Below are 22,095 nucleotides of genomic sequence, written 5' to 3'. Positions count from 1 at the left end.
CCATTATAGACCCTGCCGTTTTTTGCTGCGCCGCACCAGTTTCCTAACGTGCGCGCCCCAGGTCTGCTCGACCCGTGCTTAGTCCAGCAAGTTGTTCTTCATTGCATAATAGGTCAGATCGCTGTTCGATTGCAGGCCCATTTTTTCCATGATGCGGGTGCGGTAGGTGCTGACGGTCTTGATGCTGAGCGACAGCGCCACGCCGATATCGCTCACCGTGGCGCCGCGCGCCAGGCGCAGAAAGACCTGGAACTCGCGGTCCGACAGCTCGGTGTGCAGCGCCGTGTTGGGGTCGCGGTCGAAGCTTTGCGCCAGCAGTTCGCCCACCTGCGAGCTCACATAGCGGCGGCCCTGGTGCACGGTGCGCACCGCCGTGATCAGTTCGTTGGCTTCGCATTCCTTGTTCAGATAGCCGTTGGCGCCCATCTTGAACAGGTTCAGCGCATACTGCTGCGCCGGATAGCCGGACAGTATCAGTACCGGCAGGTCCGGCTGGCCCTGGCGTATGGTGCGCAGCGTATCGATGCCGGACTGGTCCGGCATGGCGATATCCAGCAGCAGCACGTCGCAAATCTCGCGGCGGGCAATATCCAGCGCTTCGCGCCCGGTGCTGCCTTCCGCCACCACATTAAAGTCGTCCTCGGACGAAAAAATCTGCTTGAAGCCAGCCCTGACTATTTGATGATCGTCACATATGGCAACGCGTATCATGTGCTCCCTCGTGTCTTCCGTGTATGGGAAAGTCCCGCGCTCCGCTTACAAAATAATAATATTATTACTGTAGCATGGCTATTGTACGCAAAAAAAAGGCGCTGTCCGCGCCCGTTGGTGCCGCCATTGCTGGCCGCAGGGCCTTCAGCCCAGCAGGGCAAGAATGGCCTGCAGTTCACTGCGTATCATGTCCCGGTCCAGCGGCGGCGGCGCCTGTACTGGCGGCGCCTGGTGCTCATACTCATCATACCCTGCCTGCGCCGGATCGGCACTGCGGCTATCGAGTTTGTTGCGCGCCCCGCTAATGGTAAAACCCTGCTCATATAACAATTCGCGTATACGGCGTATCAGCAACACCTCATGATGCTGGTAGTAGCGCCGGTTGCCGCGCCGCTTGACGGGCTTGAGCTGGGTGAATTCCTGCTCCCAGTAGCGCAGCACATGCGGCTTCACGCCGCACAGCTCGCTCACCTCGCCTATCGTGAAATAGCGCTTGGCGGGGATGGGCGGCAGCACCACCAGTTCGGACTTGCCTGGCCTATCGTTCATGCTGCGGCCTCATTCAGGCGGCACGCGCCATGGGACTGCTTTCCTCGACCATGCTCTTGAGCTTCTGGCTGGCATGGAAAGTCACCACGCGGCGCGCGGTAATGGGAATTTCTTCCCCGGTCTTGGGATTGCGGCCGGGTCGCTGCGGCTTGTCGCGCAGCTGGAAATTGCCGAACCCGGACAGCTTGACGGCCTCGCCGCGCTCGAGCGCGTTGCGGATCTCGTCAAAAAAGGTTTCCACCATGTCCTTGGCTTCGCGCTTGTTCAGGCCGACCTGCTCGAACAGCAACTCCGCCAGCTCCGCCTTGGTCAGCGTGGGCATGTCCTTTTCCGCTTCCTGGCGCACCTTGGCCACCAGCATCGCACTGTGCAGCTCGGCGTCCAGAGCGGACTCGAGTACGGCGGTATCAACGTCGTTATTATTAATTTTGCTGCCCTGCCTATAAAAAGAACCGGAATCCGGCAAGGGCCGGATTCCTGGGATGCCTGTGCCTGGTTGGCGATGTGCTCAGCTACGCTGTCAGCTGCGCAGTTTGGCGCCGTGTTTTTGCTGCGCCGACTCGGCCAGCGCACTCATCAGCGCGTCCACCACATCGTCCTGCAGGGTGTTTTGAGTATCTTGCAAGCTAAAGCGGAAAGCAAGCGATTTCTCGTCCGACTCCAGCCCTTTGCCGCGATATTCATCAAACAAAACAATGGCTTGCACAAACTTGCCGTGCGCATGCGCGGCCTGCGCGGCAGCGAAAGCGTCGAGCAGATCCTGTGCCGGCACAGCCTGCTTCACCACCAAAGCCAGGTCGCGCGTGGCGCCGGGGAATTTGGAGATCTCGCTGTATTTTGGCACATTGCGTTGCTGCAAGGCAATAGCATCCACCTCGAACAGCACCGGCGCTTGCGGCAGGTCGTATTTTTGCAGCCAGCGCGGGTGCAGTTCGCCGATAAAGCCGATCACTTTGCCGTCCAGCTCGATATTTGCCGAGCGGCCGGGGTGCAGGCCGGGATGGGCAGCCTTGCTGAAACGCAGCGTTTGCGGCGCGAACAGGTGCTCCAGGTCGGCCTTCACGTCGAAGTAGTCGACCACGCGGCTGTCCTGGCCCCACTGCTCGTCGGCCACCGGGCCGTAGGCCAGCGCGGCCACGCGCTGCGGCTGGCTGTAGCCGGCCACGCTCAGCGGGCCGTCCTGCACCGAGGCGTCGCGCTGGTAGATGGCGCCCAGCTCGAACACGCGCACGCGGCTGGCTTTGCGGTTCAGGTTGTAGCGCACATTGGCCACCAGGCTGCCGATCAGCGAGGAGCGCATCACGCTCAGCTGGCTGGCGATCGGGTTCTGCAGCTTGATCGGATTGTCGTTGCCGCTGAAGTCCAGTTCCCACTGGGCTTCCACAAAGCTCATGTTCACCACTTCCTGGTAGCCGAGGTCGGCCAGCTGGTGGCGCACGGCGAACAGGGAGCGCGTGTTTTCAGGCGCGATGCGCATGGTGTTCGGCGCCACCGGAGCCACGGCAGGAATGTTCTCGAAGCCGTACACGCGGGCCACTTCCTCGATCAGGTCTTCCTCGATTTCGATGTCGAAGCGGTAGGACGGCGCCGTCACGCTGAACACGCCGGCTTCCAGCGTGAACTGCAGGCCCAGGCGCTTGAAGATGTCGGCCACCAGCTCGTCGGTCAGCGGCACGCCGATCACTTTCTGGGCGCGCGCGGTGCGCATCTGTACCGGCTTGGGCTGCGGCACGTTGACGACCTGGTCGTCCACCGGGCCCACCTGCGTGGCCGGGGTGCCGCAGATTTCCACCAGCAGCGCGGTGATGCGCTCGATGTGCTCGACCGTGGTGGCGTAGTCCACGCCACGCTCGAAGCGGTGCGCCGCGTCGGTCGAGAAGTTGTACTTGCGGGCGCGGCCCTGGATGGCGTTCGGCCACCAGAATGCGGCTTCCAGGTAGATGGACTCGGTGTCCAGCGACACGGCGGTGGCGTCGCCGCCCATGATGCCGGCCAGCGATTCGAGTTCCTTGTCGTCGGCGATCACGCCGACCCACTCGTCCACCGCAACGGTGTTACCGTTCAACAGCTTCAGCGTTTCGCCGGCCTTGCCCCAGCGCACGTCCAGGCCGCCGTGGATCTTGGCCAGGTCGAACACGTGGGTGGGACGGCCCAGCTCCAGCATCACGTAGTTGGAGATGTCCACCAGCGCCGACACCGAACGCTGGCCGCTGCGCTCGAGGCGCTGCTTCATCCACTCCGGGGTGGCGGCCTTGGCGTTCAGGTTGCGGATCACGCGGCCCGAGAAACGGCCGCACAGGTCCGGCGCCGAGATTTTCACCGGCAGCACTTCCTGCATGGTGACCGGCACGGTGCGGAACACCGGCACGGTCAGCGGCACGCCGGTCAGCGCGGACACTTCGCGCGCCACGCCCAGCACCGACAGGCAGTCCGCCTTGTTCGGGGTCAGCTTGATGGTGAATTTCAGGTCGTTCAGCGCGTAGTAGTCGCGGAAGTTCTGGCCCACCGGCGCATCGTCCGGCAGTTCCAGCAGGCCCGAGCCCTCTTCCGACAGCTTCAGTTCCTTGGCCGAGCACAGCATGCCCTGCGATTCCACGCCGCGCAGCTTGCCCACCTTGATTTCAAACGGCTTGCCGTCCGCGCCCGGCGGCAGCACGGCGCCGGCCATGGCGCACACCACTTTCAGGCCAGGGCGCACGTTCGGCGCGCCGCAGACGATGTTCAGCAGGGTGCCGGTGCCCACGTCCACCTGGCAGACGTTGAGGCGGTCCGCGTCCGGATGCTTGGCCATTTCGCGCACGTGGCCCACGACCACGTTGGAGAACGGCGGCGCCACCGGTTCGACTTCTTCCACTTCCAGGCCGGACATGGTCAGCATGTGCGCCAGTTCATCCGACGTCATTTTCGGATCGACGAGAGTGCGCAGCCAATTTTCAGAGAATTGCATATTCGTGGTGCCTCAGTTGAACTGTTTCAGGAAACGCAGGTCGCCTTCGTAGAACAGGCGCAGGTCGTTGATGCCGTAACGCAGCATGGTCAGGCGCTCGAGGCCGGAGCCGAACGCGAAACCGATGTAGCGCTCGGGATCGAGGCCGAAGTTGCGCACCACCGACGGGTGCACCTGGCCGGAGCCGGACACTTCCAGCCAGCGGCCCTTCAATGGACCGCTGCCGAAGGCGATGTCGATCTCGGCCGACGGTTCGGTAAACGGGAAATACGAGGGACGGAAGCGCACCTGCAGGTCGTCGGTCTCGAAGAAGGCCTTGACGAAGTTCAGGTACACGCCCTTCAGGTCGGCGAAGCTGATGTCCTCGGCGATCCACAGGCCTTCGACCTGGTGGAACATCGGCGAGTGGGTGGCGTCGCTGTCGACGCGGTAGGTGCGGCCCGGCGCGATCACCTTGATCGGCGGCGTGTGGCTGCGCGCGTAGCGCACCTGCATCGGGCTGGTGTGGGTGCGCAGCAGCAGCGGCTTGCCGGTGCTGTCGTTGCCGTCCACGTAGAAGGTGTCCTGCATCGAGCGGGCCGGATGGTTTTCCGGGCTGTTCAGTGCGGTGAAGTTGGTCCAGTCGGTTTCGATCTCGGGGCCGCCGGCCACGTCGAAGCCGATAGAGCGGAAGATTTCCTCCACGCGCTCCCAGGTGCGCATGACAGGATGCAGGCCACCGCCGGCGCGGCCGCGGCCTGGCAAAGTGACGTCGATTTCTTCCGCGTTCAGGCGGGCTTGCAGCTGGGCTTCGGCCATGGCGTCGCGGCGCGCGGTGAGCGCGGCCTCGATCTGCACTTTGGCGGCATTGATCAGCGCGCCCTGCGCTTTTTTCGCGTCGGGGTCGAGCTTGCCCAGGCCCTTCATCAATTCGGTGATCTGGCCGGTCTTGCCCAGATACTTGGCTTTGGCGTTTTCAAGTGCGGCGGCGTCCGCGGCGGCGATAAAGTCAGCACGTGCCGAGACAACCAGTTCTTCCAGGGAGTTCATGCAATATTCCTGTCTTGGAAATTAAAAACGGGGCACAGGTTCACACCTTGCCCCGCTCTCATGCGCTGCCGGAAGCAGCGCTACGCATCAAACGCTGATATTAGGCAGCGATTTGTGCTTTGACGGTGTTGACAATCGCGGCGAAGGCCGGCTTGTCCATCACAGCCATATCGGCCAGAACCTTACGGTCCAGCTCGATGTTCGCCTTCTTCAGACCGTTCATGAATACGCTGTACGTCACGCCATGCTCACGGGAAGCGGCGTTGATACGGGCGATCCACAGGCGGCGGAAGACGCGCTTCTTGTTACGGCGATCGCGGTAAGCGTACTGGCCAGCGCGCATAACTGCTTGCTTGGCAATACGGTATACCTTGCTACGGCGACCACGGTAACCCTTGGCCAGGTTCAGTACTTTTTTATGACGGGCACGCGCAGTAACCCCACGTTTTACTCGAGGCATATTAGCTCCTTAAATGAGTGTGAGATTAAGCGGTAGGCATCATACGCATGACGGACGTTACATCCGACGCGTTGACGTTACGGGTACCACGCAGCTGACGCTTGTTTTTGGTGGTTTTCTTGGTCAGGATGTGGCGCTTGAAAGCCATACCCGATTTCACAGTACCACCTGGACGCACGCGAAAACGCTTTTTCGCGGAGCTTTTGGTCTTCATTTTTGGCATAACACATCTGCCCTCTTACGGGCAGCTCCAAATTAACAGGATTGCAGGTGGCAGCACTACGCTGCGCTTAGAGGCCTGCTTTCACTTGTTGATGCAGCGGCCAGCCTTGCAACGGCCACTACATTTTGCGGAACGTGATTATATATCAGATTCCGCAAATTCTTCTTATTTCTTCTTTTTCGGGGCCAGGATCATGATCATCTGGCGGCCTTCCATCTTCGGGAACTGCTCGACCTGGCCATACGGCTCCAGGTCGGCCTTCAGACGTTCCAGCATGCGGAAACCAATATCCTGGTGCGCCATCTCACGGCCGCGGAAACGCAGCGTGATCTTGGTCTTGTCGCCTTCATCGAGGAACTTGATGAGGTTGCGCAGCTTGATATTGTAATCGCCGTCATCGGTCCCCGGACGGAATTTGACTTCCTTCACGGCGATGATCTTCTGCTTCAGCTTCGCTTCGTGGGCTTTCTTCTGCTCCGAATACTTGAACTTGCCGTAGTCCATCAGACGGCACACCGGTGGAACCGCCGTAGGGGCGATCTCCACCAGGTCGACGTTCAATTCTTCCGCCATGCGGAAGGCCTCGGCCAGGCTCACGATACCGAGCGGTTCGTTGTCAACCCCGCTCAGACGCATTTCGGGAGCGGTGATTTCGCCATTGATGCGATGCGACTTGTCAGTAGCTATTGTAGTTTCCTTTAAAAATTCGATGAATGGCCGGTATGTGGGTTTCCCCAGAATCAGGCTTTGGCGGCGACGTCCTGCTGGAGCCGCTCTACCAGTGCGTCGAGGGTCATTACGCCCAGATCGACATTGCCACGCGCCCGCACGGCCACAGTATTGGCATCCCGTTCCTTGTCGCCCACAACCAGAATGTAAGGCAGTTTTTGGACGGAATGTTCGCGTATTTTATACGTAATCTTCTCGTTGCGCAAATCGGTCTGCACGCGGAAGCCCTGTTTACGCAGCTTTGCGGCCACATCGTTGACGTAATCGGCCTGCGCGTCGGAGATGTTCAGCACCGACACTTGCACCGGCGCCAGCCACATCGGCAGCGCGCCGGCGTAGTTCTCGATCAGGATGCCGATGAAGCGCTCCATCGAACCCACGATCGCGCGGTGCAGCATGACCGGCACCTGGCGCGAGTTGTCCGCCGCCACGTATTCGGCGCCCAGGCGCTGCGGCATGAAGAAGTCGACCTGCATGGTGCCGACCTGCCATGGGCGGCCCAGCGAATCCTTCAGGTGGTATTCGATTTTCGGGCCGTAGAACGCGCCCTCGCCCGGCAGCTCGGTCCAGGTCACGCCGCAGGCGCGCAGGCCGGAGCGCAGCGCCTCTTCCGCCTCGTCCCACACCTCGTCGGTGCCGATGCGGTTTTCAGGGCGCAGCGCCAGCTTGACTTCGATATTGTCGAAGTGGAAGTCGGAATACACTTCCATGGCCTGGGTGTGGAAGGACACCACTTCCGGCTCGATCTGCTCTTCGGTGCAGAAGATGTGGCCGTCGTCCTGGGTGAAGCCGCGCACGCGCATGATGCCGTGCAGCGCGCCGGACGGCTCGTTGCGGTGGCACTGGCCGAACTCGCCGTAGCGCAGCGGCAGGTCGCGGTAGGAGCGCATATTGCTGTTGAAGATCTGCACGTGGCCCGGGCAGTTCATCGGCTTGAGCGCGTAGGAACGGTTTTCAGATTCCGTCACGAACATGTTTTCGCGGTAGTTGTCCCAGTGGCCGGTCTTGCCCCACAGGCTGGAGTCCAGGATCTGCGGCGCCTTCACTTCCTGGTAGCCGTTCACCTGGTATTTGTTGCGCATGTACTGCTCAACCTGCTGCCAGATGGTCCAGCCCTTAGGATGCCAGAACACCAGGCCCGGCGCCTCGTCCTGGAAGTGGAAGAAGTCCAGCTGCTTGCCCAGCTTGCGGTGGTCGCGCTTTTCCGCCTCTTCCAGCTGGAACAGGTACTGCTCCTGGTCTTCCTTCTTGGTCCAGGCGGTGCCGTAGACGCGCTGCAGCATCTCGTTCTTCGAGTCGCCGCGCCAGTAGGCGCCGGCCAGCTTCATCAGCTTGAATACTTTCAGCTTGCCGGTCGACGGCACGTGCGGGCCACGGCACAGGTCGGTGAAATTGCCTTCCGAGTACAGCGACACATCCTGGTCCGCAGGGATGGAGGAGATGATCTCGGCCTTGTAGTGCTCGTTGATGGACTTGAAGTAGGCCACAGCCTCGTCGCGCGGCAGCACCTTGCGGGTGACCGGCTCGTCCTTCTTGGCCAGCTCGGCCATTTTCTTTTCGATGGCGACCAGGTCGTCCGGGGTGAACGGGCGCTTGTACGAGAAGTCGTAATAGAAGCCGTTTTCAATCACCGGGCCGATGGTGACCTGCGCGTCCGGGAACAGTTCCTTGACGGCGTAGGCCAGCAAGTGGGCGGTGGAGTGGCGGATCACGTCCAGACCTTCGGCGTCGCGGTCGGTGACGATGGCGACGTCGGAATCTTTTTCGATCAGGAAGGACGTGTCGACGACCTTGCCGCCCACCTTGCCGGCCAGCGCGGCCTTGCCCAGGCTGGTGGAAATATTGCTGGCCACCTGGGCCACGGTCACTGGGGCGTCGAATTGACGAACGGAACCATCGGGAAGTCGGACTGCAACCATCATGCTCTCCAGTCGGCGGAAGCCGGAAAATAGATAAAACAGAAGTATAGGAAAATGCGGACGAAAAAAAACGCGGGCTAGCCGCGTTTTTCTCAATGTGATAGCAAAAGAAAGCCGGAGACTAGCGTTACTTACTAACCGTGGTAGTAGTTCGCGGTGTCATAACCGGATTGCCTTTCTCGCTCTTACATAGTGTTGGTGGTGGGCGGTGAGGAATTCGAATCCCCGACCCCTTGGATGTCGACCAAGTATTCTAACCAGCTGAACTAACCGCCCTTTGCTACTGCTCGTACTGCTTTACTGCGAAAACAAATCTTACTACATGTTCTGGTGGGCGGTGAGGAATTCGAATCCCCGACCCCTTGGATGTCGACCAAGTATTCTAACCAGCTGAACTAACCGCCCGAAGACCAGCATTATAGAGAGTGGAAATCGACTCCGCAAGGGGCAAATGTGAAAACATTGCTCTAGCCCACTATGCTATATTCAGTTGTTATACAGAACACCAAGAACATGAAACAGTTGTCAACTCTCCTCGCGGCGGCGCTGTTCAGCCTGAGCGCAGGCGCCGCCGAACACGGCACGCCCGACGAAGCCATTTCCCTCATCAACAAGACCGCCGCCTACCTGGCCGACGAAGGCGCCGACAAGACCTTCTTCGAGATCAGCAATCCCAAAGGCCGCTTCATCCACCGCGACCTGTATATTGTTATTTACGACAGGCATGGTAAGGTAATGGCGCACGGCGCGATTCCGCGTTTGGCGGGCATCAACGTGCTCGACTACCGCGACGAAGACGACAAGCTGTTCGTGCGCGAGATCCTGGACAAAGCCAGCAAAGGCCAGCAAGGTCCGGTCGACTATAAATGGGTACACCCGCTGACGCGGCAGCTGCAGGCCAAGTCGGCCTGGTTCCGCCAGGTGGGTTCCTACGTCATCACTTGCGGCACCTATAAATAATCCATGCACACCAATACCGACACCACCCATCTGCACGCCCACCACGACGGCGACGCCCAGCATAAACACTATGTGGGCGACCGCAGCCTGACAGTGCTGGGCTGGGCGGTGGCGCTGACGCTGGGCTTTGCCGGCGTGGAGGCGGTGTCCGGCTTCCTCGCCAATTCCCTCGCGCTGATCTCGGACGCGGGCCATATGGTGACCGACGCCGCCGCCCTGGGCCTGGCCCTGCTGGCGCAGCTGATCGCCAAGCGGCCGCCGTCGGCGCGCTACTCCTTCGGCTTTGGCCGCGCCGAGGCGCTGGCCGCCTTCGTCAACGGCCTGCTGATGCTGGGCGTGGTGGGCTGGATCGTGTTCGAGGCGGTGCAGCGTTTCAGCGCGCCGCAGCAGGTGCGGGGCGGCATGGTGATGGTGGTGGCGGCCATCGGCCTGGCCGTCAACGTGGTGGTGGCGTGGGTGCTGTCGCACGATACGAAAAGCATGAATACGCGCGCCGCGCTGGTGCACGTGATGGGCGATTTGCTGGGTTCGGTCGCGGCGCTGATCGCCGGCGCGGTGATCTGGTACACGGGCTGGATGCAGATCGACCCGCTGCTGTCGATACTGGTGTCGCTGCTGATATTGAAGTCGACGGTGGCGATATTGCGCGAGTCCTACCACCACCTGATGGAGGGCGTGCCGGAGCAGATCGATTATCCGCAGGTGGGCGCCGACCTGGAGCAGGTGGCGGGCGTGGTCTCGGTGCACGATCTGCACGTGTGGTCGATGTCGCCGGGCCATCCTGCGCTGATCGGGCACATTGAAGTGCGGGACCTGCAGGCCTGGCCCGCCATCCTGGCCGACATCAAGGCCGTGCTGCTGGCGCGGCACGGGATCGACCACGTCACCCTGCAGGCCGAGCTGGCGCCTTGACGGCGGGTTACGGCGCTGCGCGCCTAACCCGCCCTACGCGTATAGCGGAGCATCGTAGGGCGGGTTAGGCGCGCAGCGCCGTAACCCGCCATTGCGTCAGGACCGGCGCGCTTCCAGCACGCCGCTCACTTCCGCAATCGCCGACAAGGCTTTTTGCAGCTGCGCCGTGGAGCCAATTTCGGCGGTAAAAGTCATGCGCGCCTGCCCTTTAGCGCTCTGCGTGTTCACGCCGATCACGTTGAGCTTTTCACGCGAGAAGATCTCGGAAATATCGCGCAGCAGGCCCTGGCGGTCGCCCGCCAGCACGAAGATGCCGACCGGGTACACGGTCTCGTTGACGGCGCGCCCCCACTCGGTGACGATCACCCGCTCCGGCGCCTTGGCGCGCATCTCGGCGAAGTTCTTGCACGTGGCGCGGTGGATGGACACGCCCTTGCCGCGCGTGACGAAGCCGACGATGCTGTCCGGCGGCGCCGGCTTGCAGCACTTGGCCAGCTGCGTCATCAGCCCGTCCGTGCCCACCACCAGCACGCCCGACTTGGCGCCCTGCTCCACGCTGGACGCGCGGCTCTTGCCGAGCACGACGGCATCCTCGACCTCCACCGGCTCGCCCGTGTCGTGCAGCGCCTGCTCCACGTGGCGCAGGCTGAATTCCTCCTTGCCCACCGAGATGAACAGGTCGTCCACCTTGGCGAAGCCCAGCTTGTTCGCCAGCGCCTCCAGGTTGACCGCCGTCTTGCCTTCGCGCTGCAGCGACTTTTCCACCAGCGTGCGGCCGTGGGACAAGGTCTCCTGCTGGTCGATGGCGTGGAACCAGGCGCGTATCTTGGAGCGCGTGCGGGTGGCCACCGTGTATTCCGGATTGAGCCAGTCGCGCGACGGCCCCGCAGTGCCGGGCGCGCCCTTGGCGGTGATGATCTCGCAGGTCTGGCCGTTTTTCAGCGGCGTGTTCAGCGGCACCATCACGCCGTCCACGCGCGCGCCGCGGCAGCGGTGGCCCACGTCGCTGTGCAGGTGGTAGGCGAAGTCGATCGGCGTGGCGCCCACCGGCAGTTCCAGCACCCGCGCCTGGGGCGTGAGCACGAAGATGCGGTCGTCCAGCGACGCGGACTTGAGCTTTTCCACCCATTCGCGCTGCACTTCCTCCTGGCCCACCACGGTGTCGGCCACGTCGGATTTCCAGGCCAGCAACTGGCGCAGCCAGGCGATTTTCTCGTCGTACTTCTGGCCCTGGAAGTTGGAGCCGCCCTCCTCCTTGTAGCGCCAGTGCGCGGCCACGCCGTACTCGGCGAAGTTGTGCATTTCCTGGGTACGGATCTGCACTTCCAGCGGGCGGCCGTCGTCGGCCGTCACCACCGTGTGCAGCGAGCGGTAGCCGTTCGGCTTGGGCCGCGAGATGTAGTCGTCGAATTCCTTCGGGATCGGGGTCCAGATATTGTGCACCACGCCCAGCACCGTGTAGCAGGTCTTCACGTCGGCCACGATGACGCGGAAGGCGCGCACGTCGTACAGCTCGGTGAAGTCCAGCTCCTTGCCGCGCATCTTGCTCCAGATGGAGTAGATGTGCTTGGGCCGGCCGAACACTTCGGCCGAAATGCCGGCGCTGGTCAGTTCGTTCTGCAGGCGCGTGATGGAGGACGTGACGAAGCCCTCGCGCATCATGCGCTTTTCTTCCAGCATCTTGGCGATGCGCTTATAGGTTTCCGGCTCGATGAAGCGGAAGGACAAGTCTTCCAGTTCCCACTTCAACTGCCAGATGCCGAGGCGGTTGGCCAGCGGCGCGTACAGGTCCAGCGTTTCGCGGCCGTAGTCGCGCGTCATGTCGTCGAAGCGCTTGATCTCGGCGAAATAGCGCAAGGTGGTCACGCAGGAGGCCAGGCGCACCAGCACCACGCGCATGTCGCTGGCCATGGCCAGCAGCATCTTGCGCAGCGTTTCCACCTGCGCCACGGCCTGCTGGGCGGCGTTGCGGCCGCGTCCGGGGGCGCTGGCGGGCTGGCTCTGGGTCAGCTCGCGCAGGCGTATCAGCTGGCGCACGCCGCTGACCAGCTCCGCCACGGCGGGGCCGAATTTGGGTTCGATATGGGGGGCCTGGGCGGGGTCGAGCAGGGTCGCCTCGAACATCAGGCCGGCGATGCGGGTTTCCGCGTCGATGCGCAGGAAGGCCAGCGTGCTCGCCACGCCCACGGCGAACTCGAACGCACCCTGGCCGCTGCTGCAGGTCTTGTCGCCATACGCTGCGCTTGCCATGTCCAGCGCGGCCAGCACCCGCGCGCCGTCTTCGGCCGACAGGCCCTGGACCAATTGGTCCGACGTTGCGCTGTTCAGCGCTGCGATAGAAACCATGTTACCTCTTACTTTGTTGAATCATGCCATCCCCGCAGGCGCGGGGACGGCGGCATTTCAATTAACGCTGCGCTGCCACGACCACGACTTCCACCAGGCAGGCCGGGTTGGCCAGCTTGGCTTCCACGGTGGCGCGCGGCGGGGTGTGGCCCTGGGCTACCCAGCTGTCCCACACTTCGTTCATGGCCGGGAACAGGGCCATGTCCTTGATGTAGATGGCGGTGCTCAGGATGCAGGTCTTGTCGCTGCCGGCTTCGGCCAGCAGGCGGTCGACGGCGGCCAGCACTTCCTGGGTCTGGCCGGTGATGTCCTTGCTGGGATCATCGGCAATCTGGCCGGCCAGGTAGACGGTGCCATTGTGGATGGCGGCTTCGGACAGGCGTTTGCCAACGTGCAGGCGGGTGATTTCCATACTATTTCTTTCTAAAGGTTTATAGGTCAAGTAAAAATTTCCTGGCGATGGCGATCTGGTCGTCATGCAGGAAGGTGGGAGCGTGACCGACGTCCGGTATCTCCACCAGCGTGGCTTTTGGCCCGCGCTGCGTCATGCTTAAAGCCGTCGCGGGCGACAGCAGGTCCGAATTGGCGCCGCGCACCAGCAGGGTCGGGCAGCGGATCGCATCATACGCGGCCCACAGCATGGCCTCGTCGGCGCGCGCCGACTCCGGCGTGGCCGAGCGGAACGGCTGGGCCAGCCCCATATCATAGTGGCGCACCCACTGGCCGTCATTGTCCTGGCGCAAAACATCGGCGGCCAGCTTGTGCCATTCCTCGTCCGTGTGTTCGCCGAACGGCGCCGACACGTCGCGCACGAACTGGGCGCCCTGTTCAAAAGTGGGGAAGCGCAGGTGCTGGCCGATGTAGTCGCCGATGCGCTGCAAGGCGTCCGGGTCCAGCACCGGGCCGATGTCGTTGAGCACCAGCTTGCTGATCGGGCTGTCCGGCAGCGAAGCCAGGCCCATGCCGATCAGGCCGCCCATCGAGGTGCCGAACCAGTCCACCGTGCTGCGCGGGCCGCGCGCGGTCACGCGCGCCACCAGGGTCACCATGTCGGCCACGTATTGCGGCAGGCGGTACAGCTCGGGGTTGCGCAGGCGGCCGGAGCGGCCGCGGCCCACCACGTCCGGCGCCACCACGCGGTAGTCGCCGGCCAGCGCACGCGCCATATTGTCGAAATCGTCGCCCACGCGGGTCACGCCGTGCACGCACAGCAGCACGTCGGGATTGTCCTCGTCGCCCCATTCCTTGTAGGACATCTGGTGCAAGCCGCTGGGAGAAATGCACTGTACAGACTTTATTCTTGGCTCGATCATGCTGATTCCTTTTTTTCAACTACGACATTTTACCCGGCGTTGCGCTTAAAATCTTGAAGAAGTGTAGCGTACGCATTTCCCATCCGACAACCTGTCTCTCTCTAGAAGGATCACTATGGCCAGCACCCTACTCCGCGGCAAGACCGCACTCGTCACCGGTTCCACCTCCGGCATCGGCCTGGGCATGGCCCGCGCGCTGGCGGCCGAGGGCGCCAACATCGTCTTCAACGGCTTTGGCGACGCCGCCGAAATCGCCCAGCTGCAGGCGGCCACGGCGCGCGAATTCGGTGTGCAGACCGCCTACCACAACGCCGACATGTCGAAAGCCGGCGAAATCGAGGCGCTGTTCGCCTTCGCGGCCGACAAGTTCGGCGGCATCGACGTGCTGGTCAACAACGCCGGCATCCAGCACGTGGCCAATGTGGAAGACTTCCCGGTCGAGAAATGGGACTCCATCATCGCCATCAACCTGACCTCGGCCTTCCACACCTCGCGCCTGGCGCTGCCGCATATGCGCGCGCAGGACTGGGGCCGCATCATCAACCTGGCGTCGGCGCACGGCCTGGTGGGCTCGGCCGGCAAATCGGCCTATGTGGCCGCCAAGCACGGCTTGGTGGGCCTGACCAAGGTGACCGCGCTGGAAACCGCGCAGACCGGCGTGACCGCCAACGCCATCTGCCCCGGCTTCGTGCTGACCCCGCTGGTGCAGAAGCAGGTGGACGCGCGCGCCGTCAAGGACGGCCTGAGCAACGACGAAGCCAAGCGCGCGCTGCTGGCCGACAAGCAGCCTTCCGGCGAGTTCGTCACGCCCGAGGAACTGGGCGCGCTGGCCGTGTTCCTGTGCTCGGACGCGGCCAAGCAGGTGCGCGGCGTGGCCTGGAATATGGACGGCGGCTGGGTGGCGCAATAAGCTTGCCGTAAGCGGCGCCGGCGCCGTCCGCTATTGTGGATTGCCGCATTGTGGTTAACCGCAATGGGGAAGCCCACAATAGCTGCAATATAAGGTTTCCAGCATGATCGCTCCACTTGGAGAGCCTTTAGGGAGAACGATCATGAAAAAACCATTCTACAAAGTCCTGTATGTGCAGGTCTTGTTTGCCATTCTGTGCGGCGTGCTGCTGGGCATTTACCTGCCCGGCGACGCCGTCGCCATGAAGCCGCTCGGCGACGGCTTCATCAAGCTGATCAAGATGATCATTGCCCCGGTGATCTTCTGCACCGTGGTGTCCGGCATCGCCGGCATGCAGGACGTAAAGAAAATCGGCCGCGTCGGCGGCAAGGCCCTGCTGTACTTCGAGGTGGTGTCCACCTTCGCGCTGGTGATCGGCCTGTTCGTGGCCAACATCCTGCGTCCGGGCGCCGGCTTCAACGTCGATCCGGCCACGCTGGACACCAAGGCCATCGCGCAGTTCACCGAAAAAGCCAAGCACCAGTCCACCATCGACTTCGTGATGAACATCATCCCGAACACGGTGATCGACGCCTTCGCCAAGGGCGACATCCTGCAGGTGCTCTTGATTTCCGTGCTGTTCGGCTTCTCGCTGTCGCTGCTGGGCGAAAAAGGCCGTCCGCTGGCCAAGCTGATCGATGAACTGGCGCACGCCATCTTCGGCATCGTCAACATCGTCATGAAGCTGGCCCCGCTGGGCGCGTTCGGCGCCATGGCCTTCACCATCGGCAAATACGGCATCGACTCGCTGCTGCCGCTGGCCAAGCTGATGGGTTCCTTCTACCTGACCTGCTTCCTGTTCATCTTCATCGTGCTGGGCTCGATCGCCAAGTTCACCGGTTTCTCGATCGGCCGCTTCATCAACTACATCAAGGAAGAACTGCTGATCGTGCTGGGCACCAGCTCGTCGGAAAGCGCCCTGCCCTCGCTGATGCGCAAGCTGGAAAAACTGGGCTGCGCCAAGCCCGTGGTGGGCCTGGTGGTCCCTACCGGCTACTCCTTCAACCTGGACGGCACCAATATCTACATGACCATGGCGGCCCTGTTCGTGGCGCAAGCGACCAATACCGACCTGACCTTGGGCCAGGAACTGACCATCCTGGCGGTGGCCATGCTGACCTCGAAGGGCGCATCCGGCATCACCGGCGCCGGCTTCATCACGCTGGCCGCCACCTTGGCCGTGGTGCCGACCATCCCGGTGGCGGGCATGGCGCTGATCCTGGGCATAGACCGCTTCATGAGCGAAGCCCGCGCGCTGACCAACTTCATCGGCAACGGCGTGGCCGCCGTGGTGGTGTCGAAGTGGGAAAACGAGCTGGACGTGGCAACCATGCACCGCGAACTGGCCAACCCGTCGCCCATCAATGACGAGCCGGCCACCGTCACTGCCCCGGCCGCCGCCAAGGCAGCCTAAGCCTTAGTTCCCCCCGGCGGTGCGCCTCCTGCGCACCGCCGCCAGTCCCCACAGGCCCGCGGCCATCAGCAGTCCCGACGCCGGTTCCGGCACCCCCACCCTCACCTCATCGATCGCGCTGCCGCTGAAGCCGCTCTGCTTGTTCGCGGTGGAAAAAGCGTAGTAGCGCACCTCGTCGAAGCCGGCCGCGTCCGCCAGGCCCAGCACCGCGCCGTGCGGCTGGCTGAAATTGCCCGCCGCCGTCTGCACGCCATTGTTGAAAGTCTTCCAGTAGCCGTTCAGGTTCAGATAGCTGCTGTCGGCCGCGAACTCCACCTTGTAGAAGTCCAGCCCGCTCGCCAGGCGGATGCTGATGTAGGCGTTGTTGCCGGACGAGGCCATGTAGTTGCCGCTGAAGGCGGGGCTGAGGTCGGACGGCGCGTCGTAGCAGTCCACCCCCGCGTAGCCGCAGCCGTTGTTGCTGGACGAGCCGGTGTAGCTGAACAGCAGGCCATCCTCGACATAGCCGCTGGCCATGGCGGTGTTGAGCTCGAAATGGGCGGCGTTGGTGACGGTTTTCACGGCCGTGCCGCTGCCCAGCGTGGCGATCACGGCGGCGGCCGCCGCGCCAGGCAGCGCGCAGGACAACAGCATGGCGGCGCCGGCCGGGGCCAGCACGCATTGCAGGATTTTTTTCACATTCATTCCCTTCATTGTTTGATCATGTCCACGGCGTCGTAGGCGTAGCCGGGGCTCAGGTAGGTGACGCCGCTGGAGCCGCTGATGGCCGTCAGCGTCAGCACGTTCTGGCCCACCTGCAGTTCCGACGCCGGCACGCTGAAGGTGTACATGGTGTTGTTGCCGCGATAGGTGCCCACCGTCAGCGTGCGCGTGGACGGCTGCGTGGACGCGGCCGGGTTGGCCGGGATCCAGCCGTTGATCTGCGGCTTGGGCCGGCCGCCGGCGAAAGCGGCGGTGATGCCCAGGCGCAGCTGGTAGTCGGCGATCTGGCTCTTGGTCAGGTTGAACCTGATGGTCAGCGTGCCGTTCACGTCCTTCCACTGATAGGCCGGGAAGCCGGTGGCCGCGCTAGACGTGCCCACCTGGTAGTCGGCCGGCGTCCAGGACGCCATGCGCACGTCGGACGGGTGCATGGTGGTGACCTTGTCGCCATTGATGAACTCGGCCGGCGTGCCGTCCCAGTCGCCGATGCGCCACAGGGGCGCCGCCGCGCTCGGGTCGCCCGCGATGGCGATGGTGTTCAGCGCCACCGTGCCGCCTGCCGCCACCGTCACGCTGCGCGTGTCCACCGCGTATTCGTTCTTGTAGACCTTCATCGTGTAAGTGCCGGGCAGCATGCCTGCGCTGTCGAAGTGGCCGGTGGCGGCGTCCGCCTTGGCCCAATACTGCGCGGTGGCGTTGGCGAAACCCACCGTATATTCATAGCCCGGATCGCGCCCGGTGATGCCCACGCCGGCCACACGGCCGCGCCCCGCAGGACCGACATAGCCGGTCAGGCCCAGGCCGCTGAAGAAGGACGTGTCGACGGCAGCCGGCGCGCTGCCGTCGTTGAACACCAGAGTGTAGCTGTTCAGGATATTGGTGCGCAGCGCCTCGGTCTGCGCCTCGCCGTAATTGACGATATAGGTCAGCTCCTGGTTGGTGGCGGTGGCCTGGTTCAGCAGGCTGCGGTAGAACGGGCCGCCGGAATTGCCTTCGTTGTTGTCCCGCACCACCCACAGCCCGGCCGTGGCGCTGGTGGCGCCGATGTACTGCCAGTCCTTGAGCCGCATATTGGAGTAGTGCTTGGAACGGGTCTGCCCGTTCGGCAGGCCGAACACGTCGCCCGACTCCACCGTGGTGGTGGTGCCGCGCAGGTCGGACGGCACCGGACCGTTGGGCAGCGCACCTATCGGCACGCGCAGGATGAAGCGCGCCAGGTTCAGCGTGTTGGGCTCGCTGGTGAAGTAGGTGCCCATGTAGATGTTATTGACGCCCTTCTTCACGATGTAATAGTGCGTCAGGTTGCCGGCCACCACCGTGACCTTGATGGTCTCGCTGCCGACCGCCTCGGCGTTCACGCTGACGGCGGACACGCCGGTGTACAGGTAGTCGAAGCCCGAATTGACCTGGCTGCCGCGCGACTGGTCCTGGTACTGCACGCCGTTGTAGATCATGGACGCGATGTCGCCGGCCGACTGCGTGCTGACGCCGTTGTCCAGGCGGCGGATCTTGAACACCAGGCCGGCGCCGGTGTCGATGGTGTAGAAGTTGGCGTCCGACGTGAGGCCGAAGCTGCTTGCTTCGGCCAGCGCGGCGGGGCCGGCCTGCCCCATGCGCAGGGCCGACTTGGCCTGGCCTTGTTCCGCCACGGGATCGCTGCCGCCGCAGCCGGCAGCCAGCAACAGCACGGCCAGCCCGGCCGCAGGGTGTTTCAACATATTCATGGTGTCTCCGTTTGTTAATTTTTATAGGAGCACCAAGTATCGATTTGTCGTCTTGGCAAGGTCAACGGCGCGCGGCGCACATTGCCAAAAGAATCAGCTTGTTGATTGGCCCACGCCCTGCCCGCCTCGCCGGCGTGGCGGCGCAGCCACGCTTTGCCGGCGCGGGCGTAAAAAAAGCACGCCGCAGCGTGCTTTCCGGGCGGACTGCGCCGGATTACAGCGCGAAGTCCAGCTCGGTGCCGGTGGCGGCGGCGATCTGCTCTTTCGTCACGCCGGGCGCCAGTTCGGTCACTTTCAGGCCGGACGGCGTCACTTCCATGACGCCCAGGTCGGTGATCACCAGGTCCACCACGCCCACGCCGGTCAGCGGCAGGTCGCATTTCTTCAGCAGCTTGTGCGAGGTGCTGCCGTCCTTGGCGGTGGCCACGTGCTCCATCAGCACCACCACTTTTTTCACGCCGGCCACCAGGTCCATGGCGCCGCCCATGCCCTTGACCATTTTGCCCGGTATCATCCAGTTGGCCAGGTCGCCATGCTCGGACACCTGCATCGCGCCCAGGATAGCCAGGTTGATCTTGCCGCCGCGAATCATGCCGAAGGAATCGGCCGAGCTGAAGTAGGCCGAACCGGGCAGCGCCGTCACGGTCTGCTTGCCGGCGTTGATCAGGTCGGCGTCGATTTCGTCTTCGGTCGGGAAGGGGCCGATGCCGAGCAGGCCGTTTTCCGACTGCAGATACACTTCGATATCCGAGGGCACATAGTTGGCCACCAGCGTGGGCAGTCCGATGCCCAGGTTTACATAGAAACCGTCTTGCAGTTCCTTGGCCGCGCGGGCGGCCATTTCATCACGAGTCCATGCCATGTCCGTCTCCTCAGTTGGCGCGCACGGTGCGCTGTTCGATGCGTTTTTCCGGCGCCGCGTTGACCACGATGCGGTGCACGAAAATACCCGGCGTATGCACTTCGTCCGGATCGATCTCGCCTATCTCCACCAGCTGCTCGACTTCCACGACAGTAATCTTGCCGGCGGCGGCCACGTTGGGGTTGAAGTTGCGCGCCGTCTTGCGGAACACCAGGTTGCCGGCCTTGTCGGCCTTCCATGCTTTGACCAGCGACACGTCGGCCACCAGCGAACGTTCCATCACGTACTGCTCGCCGTCGAATTCGCGGATCTCCTTGCCGTCGGCCACGATGGTGCCCACGCCGGTCTTGGTGAAGAAGGCCGGGATGCCGGCGCCGCCTGCGCGCAGCTTTTCAGCCAGCGTGCCCTGCGGCGTGAATTCCAGCTCCAGTTCGCCGGCCAGGTACTGGCGCGCGAATTCCTTGTTCTCGCCCACGTAAGAGGCGATCATCTTGCGGATTTGGCGGGTTTCCAGCAGCTGGCCCAGGCCGAAGCCGTCCACGCCGGCGTTGTTCGAGATCGCGGTCAGCTGCTTGGCGCCGCTGTCGCGCAGCGCGGCGATCAGCGCCTCCGGGATACCGCACAGGCCAAAGCCGCCGACGGCAATGGTTTGCCCATCTTGCACAATGCCAGCCAGGGCGGCGGCGGCATCGGGATAAACTTTATTCATACATCTCCCTTATGTTTTGATAAGCTTGCACTGTTGTTCACATGGGGTATCAGCATAGAATACGCCTAGTGTTTCCACAATACCGTAGAACTACCGGCCCGCAACGATGAACGCACCACTCGCAATCGACTACGAAACCATCTTCCTGCATGCGCCGGTGGGAATGTGCATCTCGGAGAACCGCACCATCCAGTCCTGCAACGAGGCGCTGGCCGCCATGTTCGGCTACGCGCGCGCGGACCTGGTGGGCAAGTCCTTCTGCCAGCTCTACCCTTCGGCCGACGAGTTCCTGCGCACCGGCGACCGCATCATCCCCATCATGAACGCCAAGGGCCGCTATTCGGACGAGCGCATCATGCGCCGCGCGAGCGGCGAGCTGTTCTGGTGCCATGTGAGCGGCCACGCGCTGAAGGCGAAAGAGCCGCTGGGCGCGGGCATCTGGACCTTTGAGGATGTGAGCGAAAAGCGGCCGGTGACGGCGGAACTGACGCCGCGCGAGCGCGAAATCGCCGCCCTGCTGGTGGAAGGCAAGACCAGCAAGGTCATCGCGCGCCAGATCGACCTCAGCCCGCGCACGGTGGAAATGCACCGCGCCAGGCTGATGCGCAAATTCGAAGCGGCCACCTCCTCGGAGCTGGTGCACAAGCTGGTGGGCGTGCAGTTGTAGAAAAAGCGGCCTTGGCCGCTTTTTTCACATCGCCGTCATGCCGTCGTCGGCGGAAATCACGGCGCCGTTGATAAAGTGCGAATCCTCGCCGGCCAGCAGCAGCAGCAGGCCGTCCAGGTCTTCCGGCTTGCCGGGGCGGCGGCGCGGCAGCATGTCGATCAGCTTGCGGCCCTGCTCGCTGGCGAAATAATCCTCGTTGATCTCGGTCGAGATATAGCCGGGGCAGATGGCGTTGGTGTTGATGCCGTACTTGCCCCACTCCACCGCCATGGCCTTGGTCATCTGCACCACGCCGGCCTTGCTCATGCAGTACACGCCGATCTGGGGCAGCACGCGCAGCCCCGCCACCGAGGCGATATTGATAATGCGGTGCTGTTTTTTCGGGTCGCCCTTGGCGCGCGCGATCATGCGCTTGGCCGTTTCCTGCGCCACGAAGAAGGCGCCGCGCAGATTGGTGTCCATGACGAAGGAGTAATCCTCCGGCGTGACGTCGACCAGGCGTTGTGTGGTGGAGACACCGGAATTGTTCACCAGGATGTCGATCTGCCCCGCCTCGGTCTCCGCGTGCGCGATGGCCGACTTGATGCTGGCGTAATCGGTCACGTCCAGTGCCACCACGTGGGCCGCGCCGCCGTCCGCCTCGATCTCGGCGCGCAGCTCCTTCAGGCGCTCAATGCGGCGCGAGGCCAGCACCACCTGCGCGCCGGCCTGCGCCAGCACTTTGGCGAAGCGGGCGCCGAGTCCGCTCGAGGCACCGGTCACCAGCGCGATTTTTCCTTCAAAGTTCACTTCTATGCCCACGGCGCTGCTCCTGTTTCGGTTGATAGCATGTCCGTAATGATTACACAAAATGCCAGTATTAGATTGCGGCGTCTAAGATTGTCACGCAAAATGGCGCCCATATTGCTAAACTGGCGAGAAAGAAGCACACTCGTGCTAATTTTTCACCTCATTCTTATAAAAGTATAAA

General features: G+C 62.9%; 22 protein-coding genes and 2 tRNA genes. 5 read left to right on the top strand and 19 right to left on the bottom strand.

What is annotated here, in order from left to right:
- Nucleotides 1–78: 78 nt before the first annotated feature.
- From GTP77_RS25910 to GTP77_RS25860, 11 genes are all read right to left on the bottom strand, one after another.
- Nucleotides 79–711, bottom strand: a complete 633-nt coding sequence (locus GTP77_RS25910) for a response regulator (protein ID WP_161075039.1) — start codon at nucleotides 709–711, stop codon at nucleotides 79–81.
- A gap of 144 nt (nucleotides 712–855) precedes the next feature.
- On the bottom strand, nucleotides 856–1,260 hold the full coding sequence (locus GTP77_RS25905; protein ID WP_161075038.1) for a MerR family transcriptional regulator: 405 nt from the start codon (nucleotides 1,258–1,260) through the stop codon (nucleotides 856–858).
- A 13-nt stretch (nucleotides 1,261–1,273) separates the two neighbouring features.
- Nucleotides 1,274–1,621 carry an integration host factor subunit alpha gene (locus GTP77_RS25900; protein WP_056391332.1) on the bottom strand — a complete coding sequence of 116 codons (348 nt, stop codon included), beginning with the start codon at nucleotides 1,619–1,621 and terminating at the stop codon, nucleotides 1,274–1,276.
- Nucleotides 1,622–1,780: 159 nt separating this feature from the next.
- A complete protein-coding gene (gene pheT / locus GTP77_RS25895; protein ID WP_161075037.1) occupies nucleotides 1,781–4,207 on the bottom strand; it encodes a phenylalanine--tRNA ligase subunit beta in 2,427 nt (808 codons plus the stop codon).
- A gap of 12 nt (nucleotides 4,208–4,219) precedes the next feature.
- Complete coding sequence (pheS, locus tag GTP77_RS25890; RefSeq protein WP_161075036.1) at nucleotides 4,220–5,236, bottom strand: phenylalanine--tRNA ligase subunit alpha; 1,017 nt, start codon at nucleotides 5,234–5,236, stop codon at nucleotides 4,220–4,222.
- 100 nt (nucleotides 5,237–5,336) lie between these two features.
- Complete coding sequence (rplT, locus tag GTP77_RS25885) at nucleotides 5,337–5,696, bottom strand: 50S ribosomal protein L20 (RefSeq protein WP_028833836.1); 360 nt, start codon at nucleotides 5,694–5,696, stop codon at nucleotides 5,337–5,339.
- Nucleotides 5,697–5,721: 25 nt separating this feature from the next.
- Nucleotides 5,722–5,919, bottom strand: a complete 198-nt coding sequence (gene rpmI / locus GTP77_RS25880) for a 50S ribosomal protein L35 (RefSeq protein ID WP_161075035.1) — start codon at nucleotides 5,917–5,919, stop codon at nucleotides 5,722–5,724.
- Between the two features lie 165 nt (nucleotides 5,920–6,084).
- Nucleotides 6,085–6,630: a translation initiation factor IF-3 gene (gene infC / locus GTP77_RS25875; RefSeq protein ID WP_267478653.1), complete on the bottom strand. Its 546-nt coding sequence runs from the start codon at nucleotides 6,628–6,630 to the stop codon at nucleotides 6,085–6,087.
- A 29-nt stretch (nucleotides 6,631–6,659) separates the two neighbouring features.
- Complete coding sequence (gene thrS / locus GTP77_RS25870) at nucleotides 6,660–8,567, bottom strand: threonine--tRNA ligase (protein ID WP_161075049.1); 1,908 nt, start codon at nucleotides 8,565–8,567, stop codon at nucleotides 6,660–6,662.
- Nucleotides 8,568–8,766: 199 nt separating this feature from the next.
- Nucleotides 8,767–8,843, bottom strand: a tRNA-Val gene (locus GTP77_RS25865).
- A 52-nt stretch (nucleotides 8,844–8,895) separates the two neighbouring features.
- Nucleotides 8,896–8,972, bottom strand: a tRNA-Val gene (locus GTP77_RS25860).
- Between the two features lie 108 nt (nucleotides 8,973–9,080).
- Here GTP77_RS25860 and GTP77_RS25855 point away from each other — a divergent pair.
- A complete protein-coding gene (locus GTP77_RS25855; RefSeq protein ID WP_161075034.1) occupies nucleotides 9,081–9,527 on the top strand; it encodes a cache domain-containing protein in 447 nt (148 codons plus the stop codon).
- Between the two features lie 3 nt (nucleotides 9,528–9,530).
- Complete coding sequence (locus GTP77_RS25850) at nucleotides 9,531–10,439, top strand: cation diffusion facilitator family transporter (protein WP_161075033.1); 909 nt, start codon at nucleotides 9,531–9,533, stop codon at nucleotides 10,437–10,439.
- A gap of 96 nt (nucleotides 10,440–10,535) precedes the next feature.
- Here the strand turns inward: GTP77_RS25850 and GTP77_RS25845 are convergent, their stop codons facing one another.
- From GTP77_RS25845 to GTP77_RS25835, 3 genes are all read right to left on the bottom strand, one after another.
- Nucleotides 10,536–12,785, bottom strand: a complete 2,250-nt coding sequence (locus tag GTP77_RS25845; protein WP_161075032.1) for a RelA/SpoT family protein — start codon at nucleotides 12,783–12,785, stop codon at nucleotides 10,536–10,538.
- A gap of 61 nt (nucleotides 12,786–12,846) precedes the next feature.
- On the bottom strand, nucleotides 12,847–13,197 hold the full coding sequence (locus GTP77_RS25840) for a RidA family protein (protein WP_161075031.1): 351 nt from the start codon (nucleotides 13,195–13,197) through the stop codon (nucleotides 12,847–12,849).
- 19 nt (nucleotides 13,198–13,216) lie between these two features.
- Nucleotides 13,217–14,098: an alpha/beta fold hydrolase gene (locus GTP77_RS25835; RefSeq protein ID WP_161075030.1), complete on the bottom strand. Its 882-nt coding sequence runs from the start codon at nucleotides 14,096–14,098 to the stop codon at nucleotides 13,217–13,219.
- 115 nt (nucleotides 14,099–14,213) lie between these two features.
- Between GTP77_RS25835 and GTP77_RS25830 the strand changes: the two genes are divergently transcribed.
- Both GTP77_RS25830 and GTP77_RS25825 read left to right on the top strand, forming a co-directional pair.
- Nucleotides 14,214–15,008: a 3-hydroxybutyrate dehydrogenase gene (locus GTP77_RS25830; protein ID WP_161075029.1), complete on the top strand. Its 795-nt coding sequence runs from the start codon at nucleotides 14,214–14,216 to the stop codon at nucleotides 15,006–15,008.
- Between the two features lie 139 nt (nucleotides 15,009–15,147).
- Nucleotides 15,148–16,461, top strand: a complete 1,314-nt coding sequence (locus GTP77_RS25825) for a dicarboxylate/amino acid:cation symporter (RefSeq protein ID WP_321170369.1) — start codon at nucleotides 15,148–15,150, stop codon at nucleotides 16,459–16,461.
- A gap of 3 nt (nucleotides 16,462–16,464) precedes the next feature.
- Here GTP77_RS25825 and GTP77_RS25820 read toward each other — a convergent pair whose 3' ends face one another.
- The 4 genes from GTP77_RS25820 to GTP77_RS25805 form a co-directional block, all read right to left on the bottom strand.
- The gene (locus GTP77_RS25820) at nucleotides 16,465–17,154 is read right to left on the bottom strand and encodes a VPLPA-CTERM sorting domain-containing protein (RefSeq protein ID WP_161075027.1); all 690 of its coding nucleotides are present in this window, start codon (nucleotides 17,152–17,154) and stop codon (nucleotides 16,465–16,467) included.
- Nucleotides 17,151–18,887, bottom strand: coding sequence for a rhamnogalacturonan lyase B N-terminal domain-containing protein (locus tag GTP77_RS25815; RefSeq protein WP_161075026.1), 1,737 nt, complete (start codon nucleotides 18,885–18,887; stop codon nucleotides 17,151–17,153). The genes GTP77_RS25820 and GTP77_RS25815 overlap by 4 nt, the downstream gene beginning before the upstream one ends.
- A 214-nt stretch (nucleotides 18,888–19,101) precedes the next feature.
- Nucleotides 19,102–19,749 (bottom strand): CoA transferase subunit B, encoded by a 648-nt coding sequence (locus GTP77_RS25810; protein WP_161075025.1) that lies wholly within the window; start codon nucleotides 19,747–19,749, stop codon nucleotides 19,102–19,104.
- Between the two features lie 10 nt (nucleotides 19,750–19,759).
- Entirely contained in the window at nucleotides 19,760–20,458 is a 699-nt protein-coding gene (locus tag GTP77_RS25805) for a CoA transferase subunit A (protein WP_161075024.1), read from the bottom strand.
- Between the two features lie 106 nt (nucleotides 20,459–20,564).
- On the opposite strand from GTP77_RS25805, the gene GTP77_RS25800 reads away from it, so the two are divergent.
- Nucleotides 20,565–21,125: a LuxR C-terminal-related transcriptional regulator gene (locus tag GTP77_RS25800; RefSeq protein WP_161075023.1), complete on the top strand. Its 561-nt coding sequence runs from the start codon at nucleotides 20,565–20,567 to the stop codon at nucleotides 21,123–21,125.
- A gap of 24 nt (nucleotides 21,126–21,149) precedes the next feature.
- Here GTP77_RS25800 and GTP77_RS25795 read toward each other — a convergent pair whose 3' ends face one another.
- The gene (locus GTP77_RS25795) at nucleotides 21,150–21,926 is read right to left on the bottom strand and encodes an SDR family oxidoreductase (protein ID WP_161075022.1); all 777 of its coding nucleotides are present in this window, start codon (nucleotides 21,924–21,926) and stop codon (nucleotides 21,150–21,152) included.
- Nucleotides 21,927–22,095 lie beyond the last annotated feature (169 nt).

The organism is Pseudoduganella aquatica, assembly GCF_009857595.1.
Lineage (GTDB): Bacteria > Pseudomonadota > Gammaproteobacteria > Burkholderiales > Burkholderiaceae_D > Rugamonas > Rugamonas aquatica_A.
This window is presented reverse-complemented; position numbering and strand designations above follow the sequence as displayed.

Excerpts from the sequence above, each read along its gene's own strand:
- GTP77_RS25845 (WP_161075032.1), bottom strand. The coding sequence starts at position 12,785 with ATGGTTTCTATCGCAGCGCTGAACAGCGCAACGTCGGACCAATTGGTC.
- thrS (WP_161075049.1), bottom strand. The coding sequence starts at position 8,567 with ATGGTTGCAGTCCGACTTCCCGATGGTTCCGTTCGTCAATTCGACGCC.
- GTP77_RS25910 (WP_161075039.1), bottom strand. The coding sequence starts at position 711 with ATGATACGCGTTGCCATATGTGACGATCATCAAATAGTCAGGGCTGGC.
- GTP77_RS25800 (WP_161075023.1), top strand. The coding sequence starts at position 20,565 with ATGAACGCACCACTCGCAATCGACTACGAAACCATCTTCCTGCATGCG.
- GTP77_RS25905 (WP_161075038.1), bottom strand. The coding sequence starts at position 1,260 with ATGAACGATAGGCCAGGCAAGTCCGAACTGGTGGTGCTGCCGCCCATC.
- GTP77_RS25840 (WP_161075031.1), bottom strand. The coding sequence starts at position 13,197 with ATGGAAATCACCCGCCTGCACGTTGGCAAACGCCTGTCCGAAGCCGCC.
- pheT (WP_161075037.1), bottom strand. The coding sequence starts at position 4,207 with ATGCAATTCTCTGAAAATTGGCTGCGCACTCTCGTCGATCCGAAAATG.
- rplT (WP_028833836.1), bottom strand. The coding sequence starts at position 5,696 with ATGCCTCGAGTAAAACGTGGGGTTACTGCGCGTGCCCGTCATAAAAAA.
- GTP77_RS25900 (WP_056391332.1), bottom strand. The coding sequence starts at position 1,621 with ATGCTGGTGGCCAAGGTGCGCCAGGAAGCGGAAAAGGACATGCCCACG.
- GTP77_RS25835 (WP_161075030.1), bottom strand. The coding sequence starts at position 14,098 with ATGATCGAGCCAAGAATAAAGTCTGTACAGTGCATTTCTCCCAGCGGC.
- GTP77_RS25850 (WP_161075033.1), top strand. The coding sequence starts at position 9,531 with ATGCACACCAATACCGACACCACCCATCTGCACGCCCACCACGACGGC.
- rpmI (WP_161075035.1), bottom strand. The coding sequence starts at position 5,919 with ATGCCAAAAATGAAGACCAAAAGCTCCGCGAAAAAGCGTTTTCGCGTG.
- GTP77_RS25810 (WP_161075025.1), bottom strand. The coding sequence starts at position 19,749 with ATGGCATGGACTCGTGATGAAATGGCCGCCCGCGCGGCCAAGGAACTG.
- GTP77_RS25820 (WP_161075027.1), bottom strand. The coding sequence starts at position 17,154 with ATGAAGGGAATGAATGTGAAAAAAATCCTGCAATGCGTGCTGGCCCCG.
- GTP77_RS25815 (WP_161075026.1), bottom strand. The coding sequence starts at position 18,887 with ATGAATATGTTGAAACACCCTGCGGCCGGGCTGGCCGTGCTGTTGCTG.
- pheS (WP_161075036.1), bottom strand. The coding sequence starts at position 5,236 with ATGAACTCCCTGGAAGAACTGGTTGTCTCGGCACGTGCTGACTTTATC.
- GTP77_RS25805 (WP_161075024.1), bottom strand. The coding sequence starts at position 20,458 with ATGAATAAAGTTTATCCCGATGCCGCCGCCGCCCTGGCTGGCATTGTG.
- GTP77_RS25855 (WP_161075034.1), top strand. The coding sequence starts at position 9,081 with ATGAAACAGTTGTCAACTCTCCTCGCGGCGGCGCTGTTCAGCCTGAGC.
- GTP77_RS25830 (WP_161075029.1), top strand. The coding sequence starts at position 14,214 with ATGGCCAGCACCCTACTCCGCGGCAAGACCGCACTCGTCACCGGTTCC.